This window comes from Scytonema millei VB511283 (genome assembly GCF_000817735.3).
Lineage (GTDB): Bacteria > Cyanobacteriota > Cyanobacteriia > Cyanobacteriales > Chroococcidiopsidaceae > Chroococcidiopsis > Chroococcidiopsis millei_B.
Window position 1 is genome coordinate 862413 of record NZ_JTJC03000002.1, and the last position, 22811, is coordinate 885223.

19 protein-coding genes and 1 pseudogene are annotated in these 22811 nt (G+C 45.3%); 9 read left to right on the top strand and 11 right to left on the bottom strand.

From position 1 onward, the window contains the following. The first annotated feature begins 246 nt into the window (after positions 1 to 246). Positions 247 to 666 carry a BlaI/MecI/CopY family transcriptional regulator gene (locus tag QH73_RS11645; RefSeq protein ID WP_015154911.1) on the top strand — a complete coding sequence of 140 codons (420 nt, stop codon included), beginning with the start codon at positions 247 to 249 and terminating at the stop codon, positions 664 to 666. Continuing rightward, entirely contained in the window at positions 666 to 1511 is an 846-nt protein-coding gene (locus QH73_RS11650; protein ID WP_039716306.1) for a M56 family metallopeptidase, read from the top strand. Before QH73_RS11645 ends, QH73_RS11650 begins: the two co-directional genes overlap by 1 nt. A gap of 111 nt (positions 1512 to 1622) precedes the next feature. Here the strand turns inward: QH73_RS11650 and coaE are convergent, their stop codons facing one another. The 3 genes and pseudogenes from coaE to QH73_RS11665 form a co-directional block, all read right to left on the bottom strand. After that, on the bottom strand, positions 1623 to 2249 hold the full coding sequence (gene coaE, locus QH73_RS11655) for a dephospho-CoA kinase (RefSeq protein ID WP_052290137.1): 627 nt from the start codon (positions 2247 to 2249) through the stop codon (positions 1623 to 1625). Positions 2250 to 2251: 2 nt separating this feature from the next. Then, positions 2252 to 3841, bottom strand: a complete 1590-nt coding sequence (gene cobA / locus QH73_RS11660; RefSeq protein ID WP_039716305.1) for a uroporphyrinogen-III C-methyltransferase — start codon at positions 3839 to 3841, stop codon at positions 2252 to 2254. A gap of 56 nt (positions 3842 to 3897) precedes the next feature. Then, positions 3898 to 4230 (bottom strand): annotated as a pseudogene (locus tag QH73_RS11665) (class I SAM-dependent methyltransferase); the annotation flags it as partial. Between the two features lie 114 nt (positions 4231 to 4344). Here QH73_RS11665 and hemH point away from each other — a divergent pair. Together hemH and QH73_RS11675 are read left to right on the top strand one after the other, a co-directional pair. Further along, a complete protein-coding gene (gene hemH, locus QH73_RS11670; RefSeq protein ID WP_039716304.1) occupies positions 4345 to 5508 on the top strand; it encodes a ferrochelatase in 1164 nt (387 codons plus the stop codon). 130 nt (positions 5509 to 5638) lie between these two features. Beyond that, the gene (locus tag QH73_RS11675) at positions 5639 to 6007 is read left to right on the top strand and encodes a pPIWI_RE_Y domain-containing protein (RefSeq protein ID WP_132866942.1); all 369 of its coding nucleotides are present in this window, start codon (positions 5639 to 5641) and stop codon (positions 6005 to 6007) included. Between the two features lie 26 nt (positions 6008 to 6033). Here QH73_RS11675 and QH73_RS11680 read toward each other — a convergent pair whose 3' ends face one another. Further along, the gene (locus tag QH73_RS11680) at positions 6034 to 6246 is read right to left on the bottom strand and encodes an RNA-binding S4 domain-containing protein (RefSeq protein ID WP_039716303.1); all 213 of its coding nucleotides are present in this window, start codon (positions 6244 to 6246) and stop codon (positions 6034 to 6036) included. A 14-nt stretch (positions 6247 to 6260) separates the two neighbouring features. Next, positions 6261 to 7067, bottom strand: a complete 807-nt coding sequence (locus QH73_RS11685; RefSeq protein ID WP_039716302.1) for a class I SAM-dependent methyltransferase — start codon at positions 7065 to 7067, stop codon at positions 6261 to 6263. Between the two features lie 185 nt (positions 7068 to 7252). On the opposite strand from QH73_RS11685, the gene QH73_RS11690 reads away from it, so the two are divergent. From QH73_RS11690 to QH73_RS11700, 3 genes are all read left to right on the top strand, one after another. After that, positions 7253 to 8896, top strand: coding sequence for a DUF3352 domain-containing protein (locus QH73_RS11690; RefSeq protein ID WP_039716301.1), 1644 nt, complete (start codon positions 7253 to 7255; stop codon positions 8894 to 8896). Between the two features lie 211 nt (positions 8897 to 9107). After that, the gene (locus QH73_RS11695; RefSeq protein ID WP_039716300.1) at positions 9108 to 9548 is read left to right on the top strand and encodes a hypothetical protein; all 441 of its coding nucleotides are present in this window, start codon (positions 9108 to 9110) and stop codon (positions 9546 to 9548) included. Positions 9549 to 9751: 203 nt separating this feature from the next. Then, the gene (locus tag QH73_RS11700; protein WP_039716299.1) at positions 9752 to 10210 is read left to right on the top strand and encodes a hypothetical protein; all 459 of its coding nucleotides are present in this window, start codon (positions 9752 to 9754) and stop codon (positions 10208 to 10210) included. A gap of 57 nt (positions 10211 to 10267) precedes the next feature. On the opposite strand, the gene QH73_RS11705 is transcribed toward QH73_RS11700, so the two are convergent. The 6 genes from QH73_RS11705 to QH73_RS11730 all read right to left on the bottom strand — a co-directional run bounded on the left by QH73_RS11705 (position 10268) and on the right by QH73_RS11730 (position 21331). Continuing rightward, positions 10268 to 12730, bottom strand: coding sequence for an acyl-CoA dehydrogenase (locus QH73_RS11705; protein ID WP_201278121.1), 2463 nt, complete (start codon positions 12728 to 12730; stop codon positions 10268 to 10270). A gap of 72 nt (positions 12731 to 12802) precedes the next feature. Beyond that, complete coding sequence (locus QH73_RS11710) at positions 12803 to 13987, bottom strand: acetyl-CoA C-acyltransferase (RefSeq protein ID WP_039716298.1); 1185 nt, start codon at positions 13985 to 13987, stop codon at positions 12803 to 12805. Between the two features lie 94 nt (positions 13988 to 14081). Then, positions 14082 to 16346 (bottom strand): 3-hydroxyacyl-CoA dehydrogenase/enoyl-CoA hydratase family protein, encoded by a 2265-nt coding sequence (locus QH73_RS11715; RefSeq protein ID WP_039716297.1) that lies wholly within the window; start codon positions 16344 to 16346, stop codon positions 14082 to 14084. Positions 16347 to 16421: 75 nt separating this feature from the next. Next, the gene (locus tag QH73_RS11720) at positions 16422 to 18611 is read right to left on the bottom strand and encodes an AMP-dependent synthetase/ligase (protein ID WP_039716296.1); all 2190 of its coding nucleotides are present in this window, start codon (positions 18609 to 18611) and stop codon (positions 16422 to 16424) included. Between the two features lie 584 nt (positions 18612 to 19195). After that, positions 19196 to 20053: an alpha/beta hydrolase gene (locus QH73_RS11725; RefSeq protein ID WP_039716295.1), complete on the bottom strand. Its 858-nt coding sequence runs from the start codon at positions 20051 to 20053 to the stop codon at positions 19196 to 19198. 105 nt (positions 20054 to 20158) lie between these two features. Then, the gene (locus QH73_RS11730) at positions 20159 to 21331 is read right to left on the bottom strand and encodes a pyridoxal phosphate-dependent aminotransferase (RefSeq protein WP_201278080.1); all 1173 of its coding nucleotides are present in this window, start codon (positions 21329 to 21331) and stop codon (positions 20159 to 20161) included. A 437-nt stretch (positions 21332 to 21768) separates the two neighbouring features. Between QH73_RS11730 and QH73_RS11735 the strand changes: the two genes are divergently transcribed. Together QH73_RS11735 and QH73_RS11740 are read left to right on the top strand one after the other, a co-directional pair. After that, positions 21769 to 22470 carry a 2OG-Fe dioxygenase family protein gene (locus QH73_RS11735; protein ID WP_039716293.1) on the top strand — a complete coding sequence of 234 codons (702 nt, stop codon included), beginning with the start codon at positions 21769 to 21771 and terminating at the stop codon, positions 22468 to 22470. 38 nt (positions 22471 to 22508) lie between these two features. Continuing rightward, positions 22509 to 22733, top strand: a complete 225-nt coding sequence (locus tag QH73_RS11740; protein WP_201278081.1) for an NAD-dependent epimerase/dehydratase family protein — start codon at positions 22509 to 22511, stop codon at positions 22731 to 22733. Positions 22734 to 22811: the final 78 nt, after the last annotated feature.

Below are 22811 nucleotides of genomic sequence, written 5' to 3' on the forward strand. Positions count from 1 at the left end.
AATCAAGGACTTTTTGACCCTTCGTATAAAAGCAGGCTGGAATCGAACACTTAGCTTAGTCTGCCTTCTGGATGACAGTCAAAAGACAAGATGTCAAACTTTCACAAAAAATATCGCGCGAGATAACTCTGACGGTGTAACCTGGAAAGCAGTAACCAGTTGTCAGCTATCAGTTATCAGTTATCAGTTATCAGTGACCGTTATCAGTAATTTTTGACTTTTACCTTTTGACTTTTGACTTAGCTTATGTCCCCGCTGCCTAATTACCGTCCCAAACAGCTATCTCTTGGTCCATTAGAGACAGAGATTTTAAATATCGTCTGGGAACTCGATCGCGTGACTGTCAAGGACGTACACGATCGCATTCTTGCCGATCCCGACCGAGAGTTAGCCTATACTTCTGTCACGACTGTACTGCGCCGCTTGACGGAAAAAGGCTGGTTGGCTTGCGATAAACAAGAACGAGTTTTTTATTGGCGACCGTTGGTAACGAAAGAACAAGCGCAAGTGATAGAGGCGCATGAAAAGCTACATCGCTTTTTGGCGGTTGGCAACCCTGATGTTGTGGCTGCCTTTGCCGATAGCCTCGATCGCACTAGTTTAGAACAGCTCGACGCGATCGCGAAACGCATTCAAGCCGCACGCCAACAACGGGAGGAGAAGTAATGCATACCATCATGATTTTGGCTGCACTGGCAGTAGCTTGGAACGTGCGACAGAATTGGTCGTCAGCTTCAGGTGATTGGCAACAACGCTGGAAACAAACGCTATGGTTTTTTCTTTTTCCTCCACTAATATTAGCGATCGCCGGAATCTCGGTATTATTCATGGGAACCCAAGGCTCGATGCTGGGTTTATCTGTAGGTTGGTATAGCTACGGACTGACAGTAATTGGATTTATCGTGGCGATCGCGCTGGGAGTTAAACTAGCATGGCAAGGCTGGCAGGCTGTGAGACAGACTCGTACTTATCCCCAGGAGCAAGTAGAGGGAGCATCTTGTCGGATTTTAGCAACTCCCGTTCTGTTCAGCGCCTTAGTTGGCTTCTGGCGACCGGAATTAGTTGTCAGCCAGGGATTGTTATACGTCCTCACCCCAGAACAGTTAGCCGCTGTAATTGCCCACGAACAAGCGCATTACCACTACCGAGATACTTTCTGGTTTTTTTGGTTGGGTTGGGTACGGACTTGTACCGGATGGTTGCCTCAGACAGAAGCGTTATGGGAAGAATTATTACTGTTACGGGAACTGCGGGCAGATAGTCGGGCGGCTCAGCAAGTCGATCCGCTGACTTTGGCAGAATCTTTGTTATTAGTCGTGCGTTCCGCGATCGTGCCAATGACGAGTTTTTGTGCTGCTTTCAGCGCCGCTAGTCAAGCAGAGCGGTTGAACGAACGCATCAATGCTTTATTAGAGCCATCAGCACCTTCCAGCCAACCGCAATTTAATTGGTCTTGGTTGTGGTTGTTATTGGCTCTTTTACCCTTAGTTACCCTACCATTTCATTCATAAGACGTGCGACGAACAAGCATTAGAGCCTGAAAACATTGTGAGTCAAGCATCTAAGTGCTTAAAAATAAATCGAAACGTAAACGATATGAAGATTAGCAAAGGTAGCTAACTTCACCCTTCACCCTTAAATTTTTTTATCGCTAAATCTACCTTTTGCCTCAAATCTTCCAAGGTAGAAGAATTATCCAAAACAACGTCAGCCCGATCGCATTTTTCCGACAACGGCACTTGACTGTTAATTCGCGCCTGTGCTTGTTCTACAGTTAAATTATCACGCTGTATCAGTCTGTCTATTTGCTGTTGCGGCGAACAGAAAACAACCCAGATTTCTGTGACTAAATTTGTCATTTCTGCTTCAAATAGCAAAGGGATAACTAATACCACTGTAGGGACAGATAATTTACTTATTTCTTGCTCAAAGCGATCGCGCACGTAAGGATGAATTTGTCTTTCTAACCACTGCTTTTCTGTAGAATCGTTAAAGATAATTCGCGCTAGTTGTTGACGATTCAGCGTCCCATCAGCCTGCAAGATGTTTGTACCGTAACGCTGGGCGATCGCATCTAAAATTGGCGAACCAAGTTGCACGGCTTCTCTTGCATAAATATCTGCATCAAGAACTGGTAAATGATATTCAGTTGCTAAGAATTGAGCAACAGTACTCTTACCAGTACTAATTCCACCAGTTAGACCAATGATTCGTAAGTCGTAAGTCGTAAGTCGTAAGTCGTAAGTCACAATTAATTCATCTTTCCACCTTTACTTACCCAACCTACAATTGCTTGTAACAAACCATCCAAAGTATATTCTTCCGCTTCTATATCGACTCTTCCCAAATGAGTTATACAGTCTTTAGAAGTTTGGGGACCAATGGAGGCTATACAAACTCCATCTAAATTAATGTTGTTATATGGTGCTATGAGTTGGCAGAAATTTCTAACTGTTTTAGAACTAGCAAAAGTAATAATATCCACTTTATGAATTTGTAATGCTTCTAATGCTTCAGGAGCAATTGACTGCGGACATCGAGATTCATAAGCTGGGACTTCTACCACATCTGCACCTTTGGCAGTAAATTGTTTGACTAAGACTTCTCGTCCTCCAGTTTCAACTCTGGGAAATAAAACTTTTTTACCTGCTAAAGATTCAGGAAAAGTTTCTATTAAGGAATCAGCAACAAAATCAGGAGGAATAAAATCTGGTTGTAAGTATCTTTGTTGAAGATTCTGAGCGGTTTTTTGTCCTACCACAGCAATTTTTACCCCTACTAGCGCCCGCGTATCTTTACCTTTAGCTAACAGGCGTTCAAAAAAATAATCTACACCATTCGTAGAAGTCAAAACCAACCAATCAAAATCTGATAACTGGGCGATCGCATTATCTAACCCCATCCAACTCGAAGGCGCACCAATCTCCAATGCTGGCATTTCAATAGCTGTCGCACCCATCTCTACCAGGCGATCGCAAAATTGACTCGATTGTCCCAGCGATCGGGTAACGAGGACTGTTTTACCTAAAAGTGGTGTGTGGGGAGAGTGGCTAGTGGCTAGTGGCTGGTGGCTAGAATAACTTTCTTGTCTCCCTTGTCTCCCTTGTCCTTTCTCCTGTGGTTGCAAATACTCGCGCCAGCCAACGACTTCACCCACCACGATCGCGGCAGGAGAAAGGCTCAAGCCATCGGTTTGCGCTACAACTGTTTCGAGGGTGGCAGTCCAAACTTGCTGTTTTGCAGTTCCCGCCCAACGCACGATCGCAATTGGCGTATGAGGCGATCGCCCGTGTCTGACTAATTGCTTGACAATCTCCGGTAACTGTTGCCCTCCCATCAGAAACACCAGGGTTCCGATTGATGCTAAACCTTCCCAATTGACAAGTTCTGGTTCATGGGCAGTTGTCACGGCAAAACAACGACTCATCACCGGATCGGTGAGGGGAATTCCTGCTAGTGTGGGTGCGGCTAAGGCGGAAGAAATTCCAGGTATAACCTCAAACGGGCAGCCTGCGGTAACTAATGCCTCAATTTCTGCTGCGGCTCGTCCAAAAATGAACGGATCGCCGCTTTTGAGCCGAACGATTTGTTGTCCTGTTTGGCAATACTCGACTAGTAAGCGATCGATTTCTGCTTGAGGGGTGCTGGATTGTCCGCCGCGCTTACCGACATCAAGTTTGAGGCAATTTGACGGCACTAGTTCTAACAATTGCGGATCGACTAAAGCATCGTAGATCAATACTTCTGCTTGGCTCAACAGTTGCAGTGCCCTAACAGTTAGATAATCAATACTTCCTGGTCCCGCACCGACCAGGTAAACTTTACCCGTTGTGTTCATCATGCTTCGTCATGCAACCCTCAGATTTTATGGTAATTGGTAATGGGTAATTGGTAATAGTGCATTAGTTGGCTCGTGCGATCGCTAAAAGGCATCTTTTGGGCAAAAGCTTCTACAAACTTGGCTTGGGGTACGTTGTGTTGCGCTCGTTTCAAAGATAAAGGAGACGCATCTAACTCCGTCACCTCTTGAGAATATTTCACCCATACCTCAGTTGCTTGACCGCTGCCGCAACAAAGATCCAAAACTTGGGTATTGGGCTGAATTGTTAAGTTTTGCAAAGCTAATTGACGCAACTTTCCTTCTCCACCCACGCTTAACGCCGCTAATCGAGAAACTGTATCGTAAAACCATTGATAGCGATAGCTCCATTCTCGTAATATTGTTACTATGTTTCAATCCTCATGAATATTTGTTGACCGATATTCCGAATAAAGATGTATTGTTAAAAGATGTATTGTTAAAATCAGTAACAAAGCTGAAGAAATTGGGGTAACAAAACTGCTATGGGTCGAGTGGGAGTACTATTACTTAATCTAGGTGGACCGGATCGACTAGAGGATGTCAGACCATTTCTATTTAACTTGTTTGCCGATCCGGAAATTATTCGCCTGCCGTTTCCCTGGCTGCAAAAACCCCTGGCATGGTGGATTTCAACCGTACGCACGAAGCGATCGCAAGAAAACTATAAGCAGATAGGTGGTGGCTCTCCCTTACGGCGCATTACGGAAGCCCAAGCACAAGCGCTACAAGCACGACTAGAAGAAAAAGGGCAACCAACTCAAATGTACATTGGGATGCGTTACTGGCATCCATTCACCGAAGAAGCGATCGCCCGCATCAAACGCGATGGCATTGAACATCTGGTGATTTTACCACTCTACCCGCAATTTTCTATTAGCACTAGTGGTTCTAGCTTCCGCTTGCTGCAACAAATGTGGTTAGAAGACCCCAAATTAAACAGCATTGAATATACAGTTATTCCCTCTTGGTACAAGCAACCAGGCTATCTGCAAGCAATGGCGCAGTTAATTGCTCAAGAGGTAGATGGATTTGCCAATCCTGATGCAGTCCATGTCTTCTTTAGCGCTCATGGCGTACCAAAAAGTTACGTTGAGGAAGCAGGCGACCCCTATCAGCAAGAAATTGAGGAATGTACGGCGCTAATAATGCAGACCCTCAACCGCCCCAATGCTTATACCTTAGCCTATCAAAGCCGTGTTGGTCCCGTGGAATGGCTGCAACCATATACAGAAGATGCCATTCAAGAATTGGGTCAGCAAGGTGTGCAAGACATGGTTGTCGTACCGATCAGTTTTGTCTCCGAACATATAGAAACTCTGCAAGAAATTGATATGGAGTATCGAGAAGTTGCAGAGTCAGTAGGTATACATAACTTCCGTCGCGTCCCAGCGCTCAACACTCACACTCAGTTTATCGATGGGATGGCAGATTTAACCATCGAAGCCTTGAATTCTCCCAGCGTTAAACTGTCTCAAGTGTCGCAGATGAAAAAGCGGGTCAGAATGTACCCTCAAGAGCGATGGCAGTGGGGCATGACGACTTCGGCAGAAATTTGGAATGGTAGAATTGCCATGCTCGGCTTTATCGCCCTGATTATCGAGCTAATCACTGGCAAAGGACTATTGCACGCAGTCGGAATTTTATAGGGAGTAGGGAGTAGTTTTTGACTTACGACTTACGACTTACTTATCCACTCTAAATAGTGGCACATTCTAAGTTACGCAAAGTCACGCTCTCTGGTTTGATATGGGGCGACCCATTTGGTCTATCAAACCCATGAGCTACGATCCAACTAAGTTAAATCACTCAGAAATACTGTCTCTATTAGCTTCAGGTGTGCTGGAGTATTTTGGACGCATCAAAGCAGGAGAAAAAGATCCATTTCCCTATCCCGATCCTTTAATTAGGGGATTTAATCAACTGAGTATTGCCTGTGCATTGCAAAACGTAGAACGCTCTAAAAGACCGAAAGGCGTTGTAGAGTTTGTGGAGACATGGGGAAAATTGCCATTGACAAAATGGGCGTTAAAGTTGGAGGTAGCAGACTATGATTTTGCTGCGGATGACTGTTTAATTAAGCCGGACTTGAGTAAACCAACGCAATTGTGCAAAGATTTGGCGCGGGGATTGCGGTTGGTGTCTTAATGCGATCGCCTAATTTTAATTAAAGCTTAAATCTCGTCTAAATTTACATCAAAAGTTTGTTCTGCTACTGTTACAGTGTCACCCGATCTTAACTTGCGTCCGCGTCTGGTCTCCAGTATGCCATTAACGAGAACCTCACCTCCCTGAATTATTAGTTTGGCTTGTCCGCCTGTTGCTGCTATGCCAATTAATTTTAAAAATTGATCGAGTTTAATTGTATTATCACTGTTACTAATCATGAAAAATCTCAAACTCAACTTTTACGAGCAAAAACAAATAAGCTATTAACATCATGCCAAAATCCTTGCTCTGTTGACGAGGCATGGATCTCTGCGATGTATTCTGTTTTAAGCTGCGCTAATTTGTCTGGAGGTAGTTGAAACACCTGGTAGCCGTAGGCGCTATTAGCATTTGCGTTCCATGCTGACTCTGCATCATTGAGATAAAAGCCAAACTGTTGAGTTACAACTTTAATATTTTGAAATCCAACTTGCTGAAGTAGATATTGGCACTTTTCAGGATTACCGAGAGTTGCGTTAGGATTGGGAACGGTAATTCCATATATTTGGGCTTTCTCTCTAAATAAAATAGATGCAGTATGAGCTGTTTCAGCAAAACAGGAAAAAGCTACTATTCCACCTGTATTTAAAAAACGATACCACTGACATAGGGAGGTAAAAACATCTGTGAGATAGGCGATCGCAGCGGAACAAAAAATCACATCAAAGCTGTTATCGTCAAAATTTAAATCGTCTGCGTCCGCTTCAAGCAATTCAATATTTTGTAATTTTTCTAACTCAACTTTGCGCTGTGCTTGTGCTAGCATTCCCGTGGAAATATCTACTCCCAATACATAACCTGCATCTCCTACGATTTTTGCTGCCGCGATCGCCACTATTCCCGTACCAGTTGCCACATCCAAAACTCTTTGTCCCGGCTTGAGTTGCGCTAATTCTATTAAAGGTTTGGCAAAACGATAGCGAAACTCGTTGTCATAATTAATTCTCGAATTAAAATCTGTAATAATTTGCTGCTTGTATTCATTCATCCGAGTTGTCATTAGTATTTTCCCTACTCCTGTACGGGCAGGTTTAACTACTGAATATTTTGTTCTATTGTAGCTAGGCTCGATAAACCTGCCCCTACAACTCCCTACTCCCTAATATTTATCCGAAATTACCACAATGACATTTGTATAGGTGATTGACAAGAATTTGAGCAGAGGCGATCGCAAGGATAATTAAAATGCCGACGAAAAAATCAAATTTGCTCCCTGCTGTTGTAGCTATCGGGATTGTAGCAGGAGGTACAGCGGCTTATTGGTATTTTAAAGGAAATTTTGGCAGTGGCACGAGTCCTTTGGCAAGTGCTAAAGTCGTACCAGATGAAGCATTGATGGCAGCTTTTATTTCGACTGATTCTAGTGCTTTGGCGCAGTTACAGCGATTTGGCACTCCTGAAGCCGAAAAGTTAGTTGAAAAAAGCCTGCAAGACTTCGATCTCCAAGTATTAACAAAATCTAAGATTAATTACGAACAAGATATCAAACCTTGGTTGGGTAGCGTCACAATCGCCGTACTACCACCTAGTTCTGCTAAGCAATTACAAGCAACACCATTCTCGGCTCAATCGAATATTTTACTAGTACTAGGAATCAAAAATGGATTGAGTGCCTGGAACTTTAGCAAGAAACTAAAAGCCGATAAAACAGTTACGAGTCAAGAATTCGATTACAAAGGACAAAAAATTACTGAATCAACCAGTCAAGGCGAACCAATTTACAGTAGCATTCTTGATGGTCGTGTCGTTCTCGCTCCAGCTAAACAAGCAGTAGAACAAGCGATCGATACTTATAAAGGAGAACCTTCTTTTGCTACCAAAGCAGGTATAGACAGCACTTTTGCCCAAAGCTTACAACTCAAAAACCCGATCGCGCAAATTTATTTACCCGATTATGCAAGTGCAGTCCAACAATTAACGGCTACTAATCCGGCTGGATTACCTCCACAAACTTTAGCACAGTTGCAATCGGTCAAAGCTGTAGTTGCAGGTGTGGGTGTAGATGACATGGGAATACGGATGAAAGCGATCGCGCAGTTAAATCCTAATGCCATCAACATACAATATCAAAACTCGCCTAGTAAGGTCGTGACTCGATTTCCCGTCGATACGCTGGCTTTATTAACTGGTGCGGGAATCAGTCGCACTTGGGCGGCGTTTGTCGATCGAACTAGAGATTTACCGGAAGTCAAGCAAGGATTGGACTCTGCAAGGCGATCGCTCAAAACAACTTACAATCTCGATCTAGACCGAGATGTTTTTGGTTGGATGGATGGAGAATTTGCCATTGGTGCAATTTCATCTAGCCAGGGGATGTTAGCTTCCTTGGGATTTGGCGGCGTACTGATGTTTCAAACTAGCGATCGCGCTACGGCTGAATCGACTCTCAGTAAACTCGATGCGATCGCTAGAAGTAATTTTTTAGCTGTCGTTCCCAGAGATATTAATGGTAATAGCGTTACTGAATGGCAAGTTCCCGCCCAAGGTGCGATTGTCGGTCACGGCTGGTTAGATCGAGATACAATGTTTATCGCTGTGGGCGAACCGATTGTAGAGGCGATCGCCAAGCCTTCCGGTAAGTCTCTTGACAGTAGCGAAGTTTTCAAAGCTGCAACTGGTTCTCTGCTACAACCTAATGCAGGTTACTTCTACTTAGATATGGATAAAACCATGTCATTACTTGCAAGTAAACCCTTAAGCACCGCGATCGATCCAGAAGCGACTGCGATTATCAACTCTATTCGCGGTATCGGTATCACCGCCAGCAACCCCGACAAAACCACAAGTCAAATGGAGTTACTCGTCGCACTCAAACAGAGAAATCAGTGAACAGTTATCAGTGACTAGTGACTGGTGACTGGTGACTAGATGAAGAATTCAGCCACTAGCTACTAGCCACTAGCCACTCACTACTCGCCGAAATAAATTAACTCTTCTTACAGTAGGAAGCGGGTTTGCAGATGCTTAGTTAAAATGCAGGTAGTTCCATGCTGTCTACCACTTTTATACCTGTTCCCGATCGCAGAGTTAAGAATCAATTATGAACGCTGGACTTCTAAATAGAATCCCTCTGCTACCTGTTGTTGCCCTTTGGCTAGCATATGCATTATTGGGATGGTATCTCTCTGCATACCACATTTTTTGGTTTGTTGGAGCTTGCATAGCAGCTGTAGGTTTAGCTTTATCTTGGAAAAGTATTGCTGCTTTAGAGCAAATTATGAAATTTGCTTCTCAAGGTCTTTTACTAATTGTTGCAATGCTTTTGATCTGCGTGTTAATTGCTTTAGCTGCGGCGCGCTCGATCCTAATTCCGATTATTGTTATACCTTTGGCTATCACATTCTTGGCAAATGTAGAAATGCGATTTGCGGGTTTTAGTCGATTTAATACTTTTTTGTTTTTAGCAGTTGTAGCAGCTTTTGGTTTGGGTTTTGGCGAGATTATCGATCTCTTGTTCTTAGCATCCAATCACAAATATTAGTAGGGGTGGTTTTAGACAACAGATTTTCCTTACCCAAATAGCTATCGGGTAAAACCCGCCCGTACAATCACTGCTAAGGATACGTACTGGTGCATAAGTCAAGCATTTTGTCAACGAATTTTAAAAATAATCCGTAAAACCGCGATCGCGGCTGGTAGAGATCGGTATATCGCGTTGATTTTCCATAGGAAATTTATGCAACTATGCCGTTCCATTATCAGCTATACGATTATTGGTTGCGTTCGACGGGGGTTTGGGTTTCTCCGTTACTAACGCTCAATGTAGATTGGTTAAATGAGTCAGAAATATCAGCGATCGCCCAAATTCACGCTCTAGAACGAGTTGAATTTGGAATTAAAATGAGTTGGGAATATCGTAAAAAACTAGATTCAGACTATATGTCTTGGTGTGTCGATACCAAGCATCCTAATGTTGTATTTACAGATAAAAGTATCTCTCACAATAGCGCGCCCAGTATATTCAGCTATCAAATGCAAGATCCCAATCGACTAGTTATGTCGGTTGGGAAATATGAAGAAACCATCATATTAGCAAGCTACAACAAACGTTTGCGCGAACAGAGGTATGAAGGTAAGCTAATGAGACGACTTTGGGAAAAGAAAGTTGATGCTACAATTGCTCCATTGGCAATGGTTTCATAACTTATTCAGCATCGAATAATTGGCGCAAGAGTATATGTTGTTCTCCTTTGCCTCCAACTATTTAGGCAACAAAGCCGCTCGATCCATCAACTTCAGTTGTTCTTGTCGATCCTCTACTCCTTGTTGATACTCCAAAAGTGTAAATGTATCGACTTGAATTGCTTCATTACGAGCAATTTCTGCGGCGCGAATTAGTTCAGCCTCTTCTAGAGTAATTATCTCAGCCGCATGTGCTGCTGTAACTAGCTGCTCCGGTTTTCCTGACGGTAGCTTACCTTCACGACTGGCAGCTTTGATAGTTTTAAGCGCTGGTTCGGCTTGCGATGTTAAGAGAAAAGCGCGTTCCAATCTTCCCAAAGCTTCACTCGAATCGGTGGGAAGATAAATACCTGCGGTGAGCCGATCGCGTTGCTGTCCTAGTGTCTGAAGCCTACAGGCAACGTCACTGCCTAAACGGTCAGAGGGTAAAGAACCGATCGCATTGAGCCGCCACCACCAAGTCACGGGTCCTCGGAATAAACTACCGAGAATTGGTACGGACAGGTTACTGAAAATTCCCTCAAATCCAAACTGAATCTGAGCTAAGGCGTATTCCACAGCCCAGCAGACAAAAGGTAAATCTTCCGTGCAACCTTCTGCCTCAAATCGGCGTAGGGTAGCTGTTGCCAAATACATCCAAGAAAGAATATCGGCAAATCGTCCGGTGAGTTTTTCTCGCCGCTTCAGCGTGCCACCAAAACAGAAGAGAACCAGATCGGTAAGCCAAGCAAAAGTCGCGGCTGCCCATTCGAGCTTGCGGTAGTATTTAGCTGTGACTCCAGTTACAGGCGGACGGGCGAGATAGCCACGGGAAAGACTCAGCAATAGGGCGCGGCAACCATTGCGCATCATGAAACCAATATGATGCCAAAAGGCGCGATCGAAAGCCGAGAGATCCGACTGTTTGAGGGCAACAACTTCTGCATAGACGTAGGGATGACAGCGGATCGCTCCTTGACCGAAGATCATCATCGTGCGGGTGAGGATATTCGCGCCTTCAACCGTAATCGAGATCGGAGTGGCAATGTAGATATTTGCGAGCAGGTTTCTGGGTCCGCGACAAATACCAGAGCCGCCGAGAATATCCATCCCGTCATTGATATTTTGACGCGAGAGTTCTGTCAGGTTGTACTTAGCGATCGCCGAAATGACAGCAGGTTGCTCGCCGCGATCGACTGCACCACAAGTATAAGTCCGAGCGGCATCCATCAAATACGTCAGCCCCCCAATCCGAGCGAGGGGTTCCTCAATTCCTTCAAACCGACCGATGGGCAGTCCAAACTGCTGTCGCACTGTTGCGTGCGCGCCTGTCACTCTGGCGACTAGTTTGGCAACTCCGGTACAGGTAGCAGGAAAGCTGATGCCCCGACCCGCAGCAAGGCTCTGCATCAACATTTTCCAACCCTGACCCGCCTGTTCGACACCACCGATAACTTGGTCTATGGAGATGATGACATCATGTCCTTCAACTGGAGAATTGTAAAATGGAACTCCCATCGGATCGTGTCGCCGTCCCAAAACCACACCAGGCGTATCTGCCGGAATTAAAGCACAGGTAATGCCGACATCCTCTCCTTTACCCAACAAATTTTCTGGATCGCGGAGGCGAAACGCCAGTCCGATTAAAGTGGCGATCGCGCCCAGAGTAATGTAGCGTTTGCGGAAATTCAAGCGCAGATATAGCTTGCCATCTTCAGCTTGAAACACGACTCCTTCAGAAGTAATGCTACCCGCATCCGAGCCTGCTTGGGGTTCGGTTAGGGCGAAACAGGGAATTTCATCCCCCTGAGCTAGTTTGGGCAGATAATAGTCTTTTTGAGCTGGAGTACCATATCGCAGCAGCAACTTCGCCGGACCGAGAGAGTTCGTCACGCCAACTGTCGCCGTGTGGGTGAACGATCGCGATGCCAGCTTCATCATCACGGCACTGTAGGCAAAGTTAGAAAAGCCCAAACCGCCGTACTCTTTGGGGATCATCATCCCGAAGAAGCGTTCTTGTCTGAGATATGCCCAAACTTCCGGTGGTAAGTCTTTGCGACGGTAAATTTCCCAATCGCTGACCATGCGGCAAACTTGTTCTACAGATCCGTCGAGAAATGCTTGCAGTTCTGGCGTGACTTGGGGATAGGGTTCGCTGTTAATTCTGCGAAAATTGGGTTGACCGGAAAAGAACTCACCATCTACCCAAACAGTCCCCGCCTCGATCGCCGCTTGTTCGGTTGCAGAGATGTTTGGTAGGAGATTGAAAGCTTTAATGGCGGAAACGATGGGAGATGTGACAAGCGATCGCCGTAACACAGGGAAATTTAAGATTGCTGCCACCACGCCAAACAGCAACCACACCCAAATTGGCGGACTCCACGCTGATAGTACCAGGACAAAATACAGCGACCACAGCCATAGGGGAACGCCAATGTAACCCAGCACAAAAAATAGGAAAATTAGCGTGGGAATGACAACGACTGGAGCGAGCAAGTTCATCATCATAATTCGTAATTCGTAATTCGTAATGAAAAATGAGTTGAAGACTTCGATCTCTCAGGTCATCCAGATTCAGGAGGTTGCCAAATTCTCAAACACTGCCGCTGCTCCCATACCACCACCCACGCACATCGTCACCAGACCATAGCGAATGCTACGCCGTTTCATTTCGTGCAGTAGGGTAGCTGTTAGCTTCGCACCCGTGCAACCTAGAGGATGACCGAGGGCGATCGCGCCGCCGTTGACATTGACAATTTCCTCATTCAAACCGAGCTTGCTAATTACCGCTAAGCTTTGAGCAGCAAAGGCTTCATTCAGCTCGATTAACCCGATATCGTCCAAGCTTAAACCCACTTGCTTCAACACTTTCGGCACAGCCTCAACTGGACCAATCCCCATAATTTCTGGGGGAACTCCAGCAACTGCAAACCCTAACATCCGTCCTAGAGGTTTTACACCGAGTTTATTGACCCAGCGCTGACTCATTAAGACCGTCGCGGCTGCTCCATCCGAAGTTTGAGATGAGTTACCAGCTGTAACTGCTCCACCTTGGCGAAAAACAGGTTGCAACCGTGCCAATGCTTCCAGACTGGTATCGGCGCGAGGACCTTCATCGAGCTGAAAAACTTGCTCCACAACCTGCGGCTTGCCATCAATATAGAGAGTTTCGCGCACCGGAATCGGAATAATTTCTTCAGCAAAACGACCTTGCCTAATTGCAACTAAAGCTTTCTGATGCGATCGCAGCGCAAAAACATCTTGTTCCTGGCGCGAAACTCCGTACTGTTGGGCTACGTTTTCAGCCGTAATCCCCATCGTACAGTAAGCTTGTGGAGTCTCTGCTAACACTTCTGGATTGGGAGCGAGATAGTGTCCCCCCATCGGAATCAAACTCATCGATTCGGCTCCACCAGCCACCATAATTTCCGCTTGTCCCGTGGCGATCGCTTGAGCTGCCATCGCGATCGTCTGGAGTCCAGAAGCACAAAAACGATTGACGGTACAACCTGCCACGGAATCGGGTAAACCCGCCCGCTGAGCAATAACTCGACCCAAATTGAATCCCTGTTCCGCTTCTGGAAACGCACAGCCGATAATAATGTCGTCAATATATTCTGGTGCAAGTCCTTCGACGCGAGCGATCGCGCCTTTGACTACCACCGCGCCCATGTCATCGGGGCGAACGTGGCGTAGCGTACCGCGTGGCGCTTTTCCCACCGCAGTCCGAACGCTGCTGACAATGTAGGCTTCTTTCATATGCATTAGTGAGTAGTGAAGAGTGGCTAGTGGCTAGTGGCTAGTGGCTAGATGAAGAATCTAGTCACTAGCCGCCAGTCACTAATCACTTTTTTTAATTTCGTAACGGCTTTTTATGTTTCAACGTGTGAGCAATCCGCTCTTGGGTTTTAGGTTGGCTGAGTAGGGGTAAAAATGCTTCCCGTTCTAATTGCAGTAAGTAGTTTTCATCAACTAAAGCAGGTGCAGAAAGTTCCCCGCCAGCCATGACGTAGGCTAAACGGTTGGCTAAATAGCGATCGTATTCGCTGATGAAGCCGCCTCGGTAGAGGGTATCGGCAGCATAATCGAGCATTGCTCTCCCTGGACGACCTAGCACCATAATGGCGTTGCGTTCGGGAGGTGGGGCATAGCCTGCGCGATCGCTACATAAGACTTCTTCTTTGGCAACTTCTAAACGGCGATCGCCATTCATTAAAATTTTGGCTGTTGCTGGGAGAAATCCTAATTCTTGGGCTTCCGCAGCACTATTGGAGACTTTCGCCATGCCAATGGTTTCAAACACTCGCCGTAGAAATGGTTGGATGTGATGGGGCGCTTCTGATGCGGCGCGATCGGCTGCCCATGTCACCGATCGCATAATGCCACCAGCCCCAGGAATCAAACCTACACTCAGTTCTACCAAGCCAATATAAGTTTCTGCTGCTGCTACGACTTGCGGACACGCCATGACTAACTCGCAACCGCCTCCTAATACTCGTCCTTGGATTGCCGCAACAATTGGTTTGGGGAAGTAATGAATCCGTTGTAGCAGAGTTTGGAACTTGACAATTAGATCGGCGATCGCCGCAAAATTTCCCGACTGCGCCATCATTGCCATTTCTGCTAGATTTGCTCCACCTGAGAAATGAGCGCTGCTGTTGCCAATGACCAATCCTCGATAATCGTTCTCTAGCAGATCCAGCACCTCAGCTAAACCGTCAACCACCTGCAAGCTCAAAGTATTACCCTTCGAGCGAAACTCATACAAAACCACCCCGTCACCCATGTCTAGCAATGCTGCTTCGGGATTTTGCCATATAAGCGGGAGTCGGGAGTCGGAAATCAAATTTTCACTTTTGACTTTTGACTTTTGACTTTTGACTTCTGCCCACTCCGGGACGGGAATTCCAGCAGCTTTCATGTCTGCCAGTACGGTTTCAAATCCCAATACATCCCAAATTTCAAAAGGACCGAGTTCCCAGCCAAATCCCCATCGCATTGCTTTGTCAACGTCGTCAGGATTGTCGGCAATTTCGGGAATGCGGCAAGCACTATAACTCAAGGTTTTAAGGATAGACTTGCGGAAGAAAGCGCCTGCACGATCGCGATCGCGATACAATGCTCGCAGGCGATCGCCTAAATCGGGAATCTTACCAATCGCCTCAATATCGCCCAAGTTTAAAGGTTTGGCTGGTTCATAAGCGAGTGTTTCTGGATTTAATGACAGAATTTGTCGGTCTTGCTTTTTGTAAAAGCCTTGACCCGTTTTCGCTCCTAGCGTCCCCGTCTCTACGAGTTTGCGTAACAATTCCGGCACGCGGAAGACTTCTCTGCTTTCATCGTGAGGAATAGCTGGATAGAGGTTGCTGGCGACGTACATCAGCGTATCAAGTCCGACTAAATCCGCCGTGCGGAATGTGGCTGATTTTGGTCTACCTGCAATTGTTCCCGTTAGAGTATCGATTTCCTCAATCGTGTATCCCTGCGTTAACGCCTGTAACCCGAGCATGGTGACGTACATTCCAATTCGGTTGGCAATAAAGTTAGGAGTATCCTTTGCGACTACGACCCCTTTACCTAAATGCAGCTCTCCGAACCACTTTATCCTTTCTAGTACTTGTGGATCGGTGTCAGTTGTCGGAATGACTTCGAGTAATTTGAGATAGCGGGGTGGATTGAAAAAATGAGTCCCTAAAAACCTTTGACGAAAGGATTCAGAACGTCCTTGGGCGATCGCGTGGATTGGTAAACCGCTGGTATTAGTGGATACGATTGTATCCGAGCGAATTACGCTCTCTAGACGTTCCATCAGCTTTTGCTTAATATCTAGATTTTCTACCACTGCTTCAATAACCCAATCGACTGTGGCGACTGAGTGAAAATGCTCGTCAAAATTACCCAAAATGACGCGACGGGCTGTCTTTTCTGTAAAAAATATAGGTGGAGATAGCTTCAGGGCTTTTTTAAATGATGTTTCAACTAATCCGTTTTTATTGCTCCCTTTGCCAGGAATATCTAATAAATGTACGGTTAAACCTGCATTGGCAAGGTGAGCGGCAATCTGGCTTCCCATCACTCCCGCACCAAGAACGGCGGCGGTTCGGAACGGCTTAAACATAGTTTTTAACCTCAGTTATCAGTTATCAGTGGTAATTGGTAATTGGTAATGAAGTGATGCGTAGTGTGCGATCGATTAATTCCGAATTCCGAATTCCGAATTCCGAATTCTCTCTACTCCCTGGCTTAAGGATTGAGCATACGCAGGGCAGGTGGATGTAGGTACGGAGGGACATAGGTTGAGTTGTTCGTGACGCTGTGTCTCTCGTCGTTTGGAATCTTCTTGACCGTACAAAGCATTAACTTCTTGAGCAAACATTTCAGCGATCCTGGTGCGTTTTACTTCTCCAGTGGGAGTTAGCATTCCGTTCTCGATGCTGAGTGTAGCGTTGATGAGCTGAAAGCGTTTAACTAAAGACCAGTAAGGCAGATGGCAGTTAGCTTCATCTACTAAAGCTTGGTAGAGGGCGAGAATACAGGGATGGTTCAATAATTCTGCATCTGGTAGGTCGAGTCCCAATATTTGAGCTTGTTGGCGCAGGTTGTTGAAATCGGGAAAAATTAGCATGGCACAGAATTTACGTTCTGCCCCCACTGCAACTGCTTGTGCTACTAGAGGAGATTGTTCTAACTTGTGTTCTAACGGTAGTGGCGTGACGTATTTACCTGTTGAAAGTTTGAAGTGGCTTTTCTTGAGTCCAACAATTTTTAGAAAACCATCGGCGGTAAACTCTCCCAAATCACCTGTATGAAACCAGCCTTCAGAGTCGATCGCCTGTTGAGTAGCTTCGGGATTTTTATAGTAGCCTTGCGTCACGTAAGATCCCCTGACTAAGATTTCACCATCAGGCGCGATCGCTATTTCTATCCCTGGCAGCGGTACTCCTACTGTTCCAGCTCGGTTGAAGCAACCCCGATTGCAGGCAACTGCCGAACTTGTCTCTGTCAAACCATAGCCTTGTAGAATCGTGACTCTGGCAGCGGCAAACAGGTTTGCAATCTCGGCTTTTAAAGCCGCACCACCGCAGATCGCGTATTTGAGATGACCGCCAAATACAGCACGCCATCTAGAAAATACCAGTCGATCTGCTAGTTTCAGCATCCAGTCGTATTTGCCGCTCGGTGACTGTCCCAATTCGTACTGTTGGGCAAGGGCGATCGCCCAATCGATCAGACGTTGAGTTTGTTCTGTTTGTAACGATTTCCAAGCGGTGAGAGAGGCTTGCCAATGCGGTAACTTGAATTGAGTTGGAGGCAACCACCGCAGAGAGGATAAACGGAATTTTTGCTGTGGAGTCTCTTGTTTCTTCTGAAACATCTGTGCGGCAAAAGTCCGAAAGCGAGGCAGCACGTCGTATTTGACACTCTTCGCTGTCTCTGCTTTTTTAGGTTGGCTACCTGTTTCTAAAATGCGCTGATAAATTTTTTCCAGTAACAAAGGCACGGTAGCAAATATTGTTGGTTGTACCTCTTTGAGATGTTTCATCACTCGGTTAGGAGTGGTGAAGTAAACACTATGTCCGTAATTCATGTGACCGTAGAAAAAGACACGGGCAAAAACATGAGTTAAGGGTAAAAATGAAAGTACGACCTCCTTTGCACCCAGTTCCAAATCGGGAATTCCACTAAACATTGCTAGGGCATTAGCAGAAAGATTTTCGTGAGTCAGCATCACTCCTTGAGGCTTACCAGTGGCTCCTGGGATATAAATGATGGTGGCTAAGTCATTTGCTGTTAGCGATGCGCGTAGCTGTTGTCGCATCTCGTCTGACATCTGAGCTTGTCCTCGCTGTCGTATCTCTTCTAAGGAAAAGAATTGGATCGATCGAGGGTGCTTGGATTGTCCTTGCCAATCGAGGGGAACATCGGCAACGATCGCGATTTGTAGATGAGATGTGCTGTCTAAGTAAGGTATGATGCGGTCGAGTAAGTCGAGGCTAGAAACGATCAGTGCTTTGGCTTCGCTGTGTTGCGTAATAAAAACGATGTTTTCCAACGTTTGGGTGAGATCGATCGGTACGTCAATCAGTTGGGCTAGCAAGCAGCCCATGTCAACTATGCAAAAGTTAACATCGCTATGCATTAAAAGGGCAACGCGATCGCCCTTCTCTAACCCTAAGTTCGACAAACCGAGCGCCACCTCTTCAGCCGCAGTCCGAAAGGCTTGCTCGGATAAAGGTTGCCAACCTTGTTCTGTCCATTGGTTTAAAGCGTGGGGATTGGGAACGCGATCGCAGGCTTCATCTAATAATGAAGGCAACGTGCGTCCCAACAACACATTTCCAGAGTTGGGAGGGGCTGTGTAAATTTTGTTAGAACACAACATTTTCGCCAAGAAGAGCTGAAATCTCTTCCCCTCGATAAAGTTTTTCTGTGTTTTTTTATTGATTAGCTTTTACAGATAGGTGGGCATTGCCCACCCTACACTTACTGAATCCCACCGCTGAAATCGCTAACAATATTTGCGATCGAGCGCCTGAGCTAATAGTTTATTATTGAGTTTTGTTTTTAGAAAACAGAGTCAGATGCATTATTAAATTTGGATGCCGACTTCTCACACCTGAGTTAGATGGTTCCCTGTTTCTCCTTTCCAATTAATATGAACTAACAGCAGAACACGTAACCAAAGATGTTAGACTGCCATATCTAACCCTTTAGGGATCGAACGATCTGCCATAAGAATTGCTTGATCTCAGTTTAACTCATGACTTCACAAAGCTGCTATTTTATCTATCTTTAGTAACAAATCAAACTAATAGCAGGAATTTTTGCTTACTAACGACTGAGTTTTAAGCTGCTGAATTCATTGTAAGAGAGTCACATACATGTTTCACTGTTCGGTGTTAATTTATAGAAATAAAGGAAATTTCGGTAACATTATTTAATTCTTTTACGCACCACTCTCTTACCTCACGCTGCTTGACTGTCATCCATTTCTTGCAGATGCTGCTCCAACCACTTGCCGATGTCTACAAGTACTTCTTGATAATTCGTATCGGCATAAAGATCGTGATAACTGCCAGGATACTCGTAGCATTTCTTGTCGGGATAAGTGACCCGTTCGCAGAACAGCCAACTACTTTCAGGATGAGTCACTTGGTCTGCACTACCATGTAGCAGCAGTAAAGGAATTTGCAGCTCAGACGCATGATTTTCGATCCAATCCACGGCAGCAAAGAATTCTGTTGCAAGTCTGGCACTACCGTATTCGTGACGTAAGGGGTCTTGACTATAAGCAGAAATAACATTTGGATTGCGCGAACTGGCATTATGATTCAAGCCAACCTTAAGACTCAAGCGTGGATAGACGCGGGAAAAGACTCGCCCGATCGCCAGTTTGAGGCGCGAGACTCCAACTTTTCCCAAGGCTGGTGCAGTGACGATCGCACCCCGCAATCCCTGCGGCGATCGCAAAGCATAATCCAAAACAATCGCACCTCCTAAACTGTGTCCCCAGACGAAACAAGGGCAATTCGGTTCTTGCGTCCAAATTTGCTGCAAAAAGGCGCTTAAATCTTCTCGAAATTCAGTCCATCTATTAATATGTCCCCTTTGTCCTGGCGAGTGTCCGTGACCTCGTAAATCAAAGGCATAGACTGCATAACCTAGAGACACTAAGTACTCTACAGCAGGTAGAAATAGACCGCTATGCGCTCCCAAACCATGCACGATCGCCACCACAGCCCGCGATCGCTCTTGGAGATGCCAGCTTTGGTAATAGAGGCTTAATCCACCAGCGCCCTTGAAGGTTCCTGCAATGTTTTTCATCCTGATTCTCCCTAAATGTTTTTCTACAACAGGGTGAACTCAGAAGTCAGAAATTACCGTGCATCCATTTTAATTGTATACAACTGACGAAGAAGACTGAATGCCTCATTTGAGACGAGCGATCGCGGTTTGAATGCGGTCGAGCGCTTCGCGAATATTTTCCAATGAGTTAGCGTAGGATAACCTTAAATATCCCTCACCAAACTTACCAAAAGCAGAACCAGAAAGTACGGCAACTCCGGCTTCTGCTAGTAAGCAATCTGCTAATGCATCACATCTGAGAGGAAGTTGTTTGACATTAGGAAATACGTAGAATGCTCCTGTAGGTTTAACGCACTGAATACCAGCGATCGCATTCAAACCATCGACAATAAAATCTCGTCGTTGTTTGAATTCGTCCACCATTTGTTCTACAAACTCTTGCGTTCCTGTCAGTGCTTCAATCCCAGCAATTTGAGTAAACGAACAGGTACAGGAATTAGAATTGATCGTTAATTGCTCCAGCTTTTGAGCTAATAGTTGGGGAGCCACACCATAACCTAAGCGCCACCCCGTCATCGCATAAGTTTTCGAGTAACCATCTAGCAAAATCGTCCGCTCTTTCATCCCAGGCAAACTCATAATGCTGTGGTGTGTTTGTTCGTAAAGGATGCGCGAGTAGATTTCGTCCGAGAGGATATAAAAATTATGTCGTTCTGCTAAATTGGCGATCGCCTCTAAATCTTCAAGTTGCAGCACGCCTCCAGTAGGATTTTGGGGAGAATTGAGAATTAATAGTCGCGTGCGGGGAGAAATTGCTTGTTCTAAGTCTTCAATCCGAAAGCGAAAGCCAACCTCTTCGCGCAAAGCTAGAGGAATAGCCTTTCCTCCGACGAAGTTGATCGCTGATTCGTAAACGGGAAAACCTGGATCGGGATAGACTACCTCATCACCTGCATTCACCAACGCCAGAATAGTGAAAAAAATTATCGGCTTAGCACCTGGTGTCACCACCACTTCATCGGGATGCACCTCAACGCCTCTTGTCTGCGTCACATATTGAGCGATCGCCTGTCGCAACTGAGGTAATCCCGCCGCCGGAGCATATCCAGTGTAGCCATCTTGCATGGCTTGAAATGCAGCCTGACAGATATTCATCGGTGTCTGAAAGTCTGGCTGTCCGATTTCTAAATGAATTACGTTACGTCCTTGAGCTTCCAACCGTTGTGCTTTGGCAAGAACTTCAAAAGCAGATTCCGTCCCCAGGCGGCTCATTCGTTCGGCAAAATTCATATTCATTTATTTTCCAAATGACAACTAACAACTGAATAACTAGCATTCTTGTATGAATTTTTATTAACAAAATAGTTAGTAAAAATGACAGATATCAGCCAAAAGTTATAGGGATCGACAATAGCCGAAAAATATAACTACAATTAAATCAGTAGACTCGATCGAAACGCTAGGTATCTTCCCTAACGATAGAATGAAACCTTAACTCCCATTTTATAGAGCCTCTTTACTAACACGCATTCTGTCATATATCTATTGATGAGGCTCCTATAAAGGCATGAAAAGACTAAATAGAGTCTACATTATAAATCTATAAATTATTGTTAATTTTTGCTGCCATCGATCGCAAAATTTGGTCTAGCATAGCCCAATGCTAACTAATAAATTAGATGTAGCAGTTTGAATAATTCTGCTATCCTCAATTGAACGTGAGGAAGTTTACTATGTTGAATTTATCAAAACCACAAGAATTTAATTGTCTAGCCAGCTATGTTTTAGAAATGGTCAATGCTGTTAAGCTAGAACAATTACAACCATTTTTTGAATTCTTGCCAGCCGACCCATATTTAGCAGGCAACTATCGTTTCAGAAACCTTTCTCACTTTCAAATAGCTGGCGATCGCCTGATACAATTACCTCACAGGCAGCTATTTCAATCGAAAGCATATAACCCAATTTTGGGAGATGTTATCAGAGAGTATCCAGAACTGGACGATCGCCTAGTTGCGTCGGCAGATTTTCAAAAAATTGTGTGGGAATTTTTCCAGTTTTGCCAGCTTTGTACCAACTTCAATGAAGTTGCAGTGCATCAAATTAGAACCACAGCTTCTTCTCAGCAACTCGGCAATCCTGCGCCTGAAGGAATTCATCGCGATGGAGTCGAACTCGTCGGTATTTTCTCTGTCAATAGAACCGGAATTGAAGGGGGAGAAACGCACCTTTATCCAGAAAAAGATAGTCGTCCCGCTTTTAGCAAAATTCTCAATCCGGGCGAATTCTTAGTCTTTAGAGATAGTCAATATTTCCACTACACCTCACCTGTCAAAGCAACTACATCTGAACTGGGAGTTAGGGATGTTTTTGTCCTTACATGTCCTGGTTTGTTTCCACCAGAGTCGGGAGTCGGGGAAGAGGAGAAATTCTAGCCACCAGTCACCAGTCACTAGTCACTGATAACCGTCATATGATAAACAATATTTTAGTCACTGGCTCTAGAGGTCAATTGGGAAGCGACCTTGTTGTTGCCCTACAAAGACGCTACGGGACAACACACGTCATGGAAAGCGGGCGATCGCCGCGCTCACAGGAAAGTAAGTTATTCCCTTATAAAGTGTTGGATGTCACAGATAGTAGGCGGTTGGAAAAAATTATCAAACGGCATCAAATCGAGGCATTGTTGCATGAATAGGAAGAGATTGGTACATTGATTCTATCTGTGGCATTCCTTTGATTATGAAGACAAAAGCCAAATCCAACTATAGGGTGC

Bases quoted from the DNA above. Each gene is read 5' to 3' on its own strand.
- QH73_RS11710 (WP_039716298.1), bottom strand. From the start codon at position 13,987: ATGAAAGAAGCCTACATTGTCAGCAGCGTTCGGACTGCGGTGGGAAAA.
- QH73_RS11685 (WP_039716302.1), bottom strand. From the start codon at position 7,067: ATGACAACTCGGATGAATGAATACAAGCAGCAAATTATTACAGATTTT.
- QH73_RS11695 (WP_039716300.1), top strand. From the start codon at position 9,108: ATGAACGCTGGACTTCTAAATAGAATCCCTCTGCTACCTGTTGTTGCC.
- QH73_RS11715 (WP_039716297.1), bottom strand. From the start codon at position 16,346: ATGTTTAAGCCGTTCCGAACCGCCGCCGTTCTTGGTGCGGGAGTGATG.
- hemH (WP_039716304.1), top strand. From the start codon at position 4,345: ATGGGTCGAGTGGGAGTACTATTACTTAATCTAGGTGGACCGGATCGA.
- QH73_RS11730 (WP_201278080.1), bottom strand. From the start codon at position 21,331: ATGAATATGAATTTTGCCGAACGAATGAGCCGCCTGGGGACGGAATCT.
- QH73_RS11645 (WP_015154911.1), top strand. From the start codon at position 247: ATGTCCCCGCTGCCTAATTACCGTCCCAAACAGCTATCTCTTGGTCCA.
- QH73_RS11735 (WP_039716293.1), top strand. From the start codon at position 21,769: ATGTTGAATTTATCAAAACCACAAGAATTTAATTGTCTAGCCAGCTAT.
- QH73_RS11720 (WP_039716296.1), bottom strand. From the start codon at position 18,611: ATGTTGTGTTCTAACAAAATTTACACAGCCCCTCCCAACTCTGGAAAT.
- QH73_RS11725 (WP_039716295.1), bottom strand. From the start codon at position 20,053: ATGAAAAACATTGCAGGAACCTTCAAGGGCGCTGGTGGATTAAGCCTC.
- QH73_RS11740 (WP_201278081.1), top strand. From the start codon at position 22,509: ATGATAAACAATATTTTAGTCACTGGCTCTAGAGGTCAATTGGGAAGC.
- QH73_RS11650 (WP_039716306.1), top strand. From the start codon at position 666: ATGCATACCATCATGATTTTGGCTGCACTGGCAGTAGCTTGGAACGTG.
- QH73_RS11675 (WP_132866942.1), top strand. From the start codon at position 5,639: ATGAGCTACGATCCAACTAAGTTAAATCACTCAGAAATACTGTCTCTA.
- QH73_RS11705 (WP_201278121.1), bottom strand. From the start codon at position 12,730: ATGAACTTGCTCGCTCCAGTCGTTGTCATTCCCACGCTAATTTTCCTA.
- QH73_RS11690 (WP_039716301.1), top strand. From the start codon at position 7,253: ATGCCGACGAAAAAATCAAATTTGCTCCCTGCTGTTGTAGCTATCGGG.
- QH73_RS11680 (WP_039716303.1), bottom strand. From the start codon at position 6,246: ATGATTAGTAACAGTGATAATACAATTAAACTCGATCAATTTTTAAAA.
- QH73_RS11700 (WP_039716299.1), top strand. From the start codon at position 9,752: ATGCCGTTCCATTATCAGCTATACGATTATTGGTTGCGTTCGACGGGG.
- cobA (WP_039716305.1), bottom strand. From the start codon at position 3,841: ATGATGAACACAACGGGTAAAGTTTACCTGGTCGGTGCGGGACCAGGA.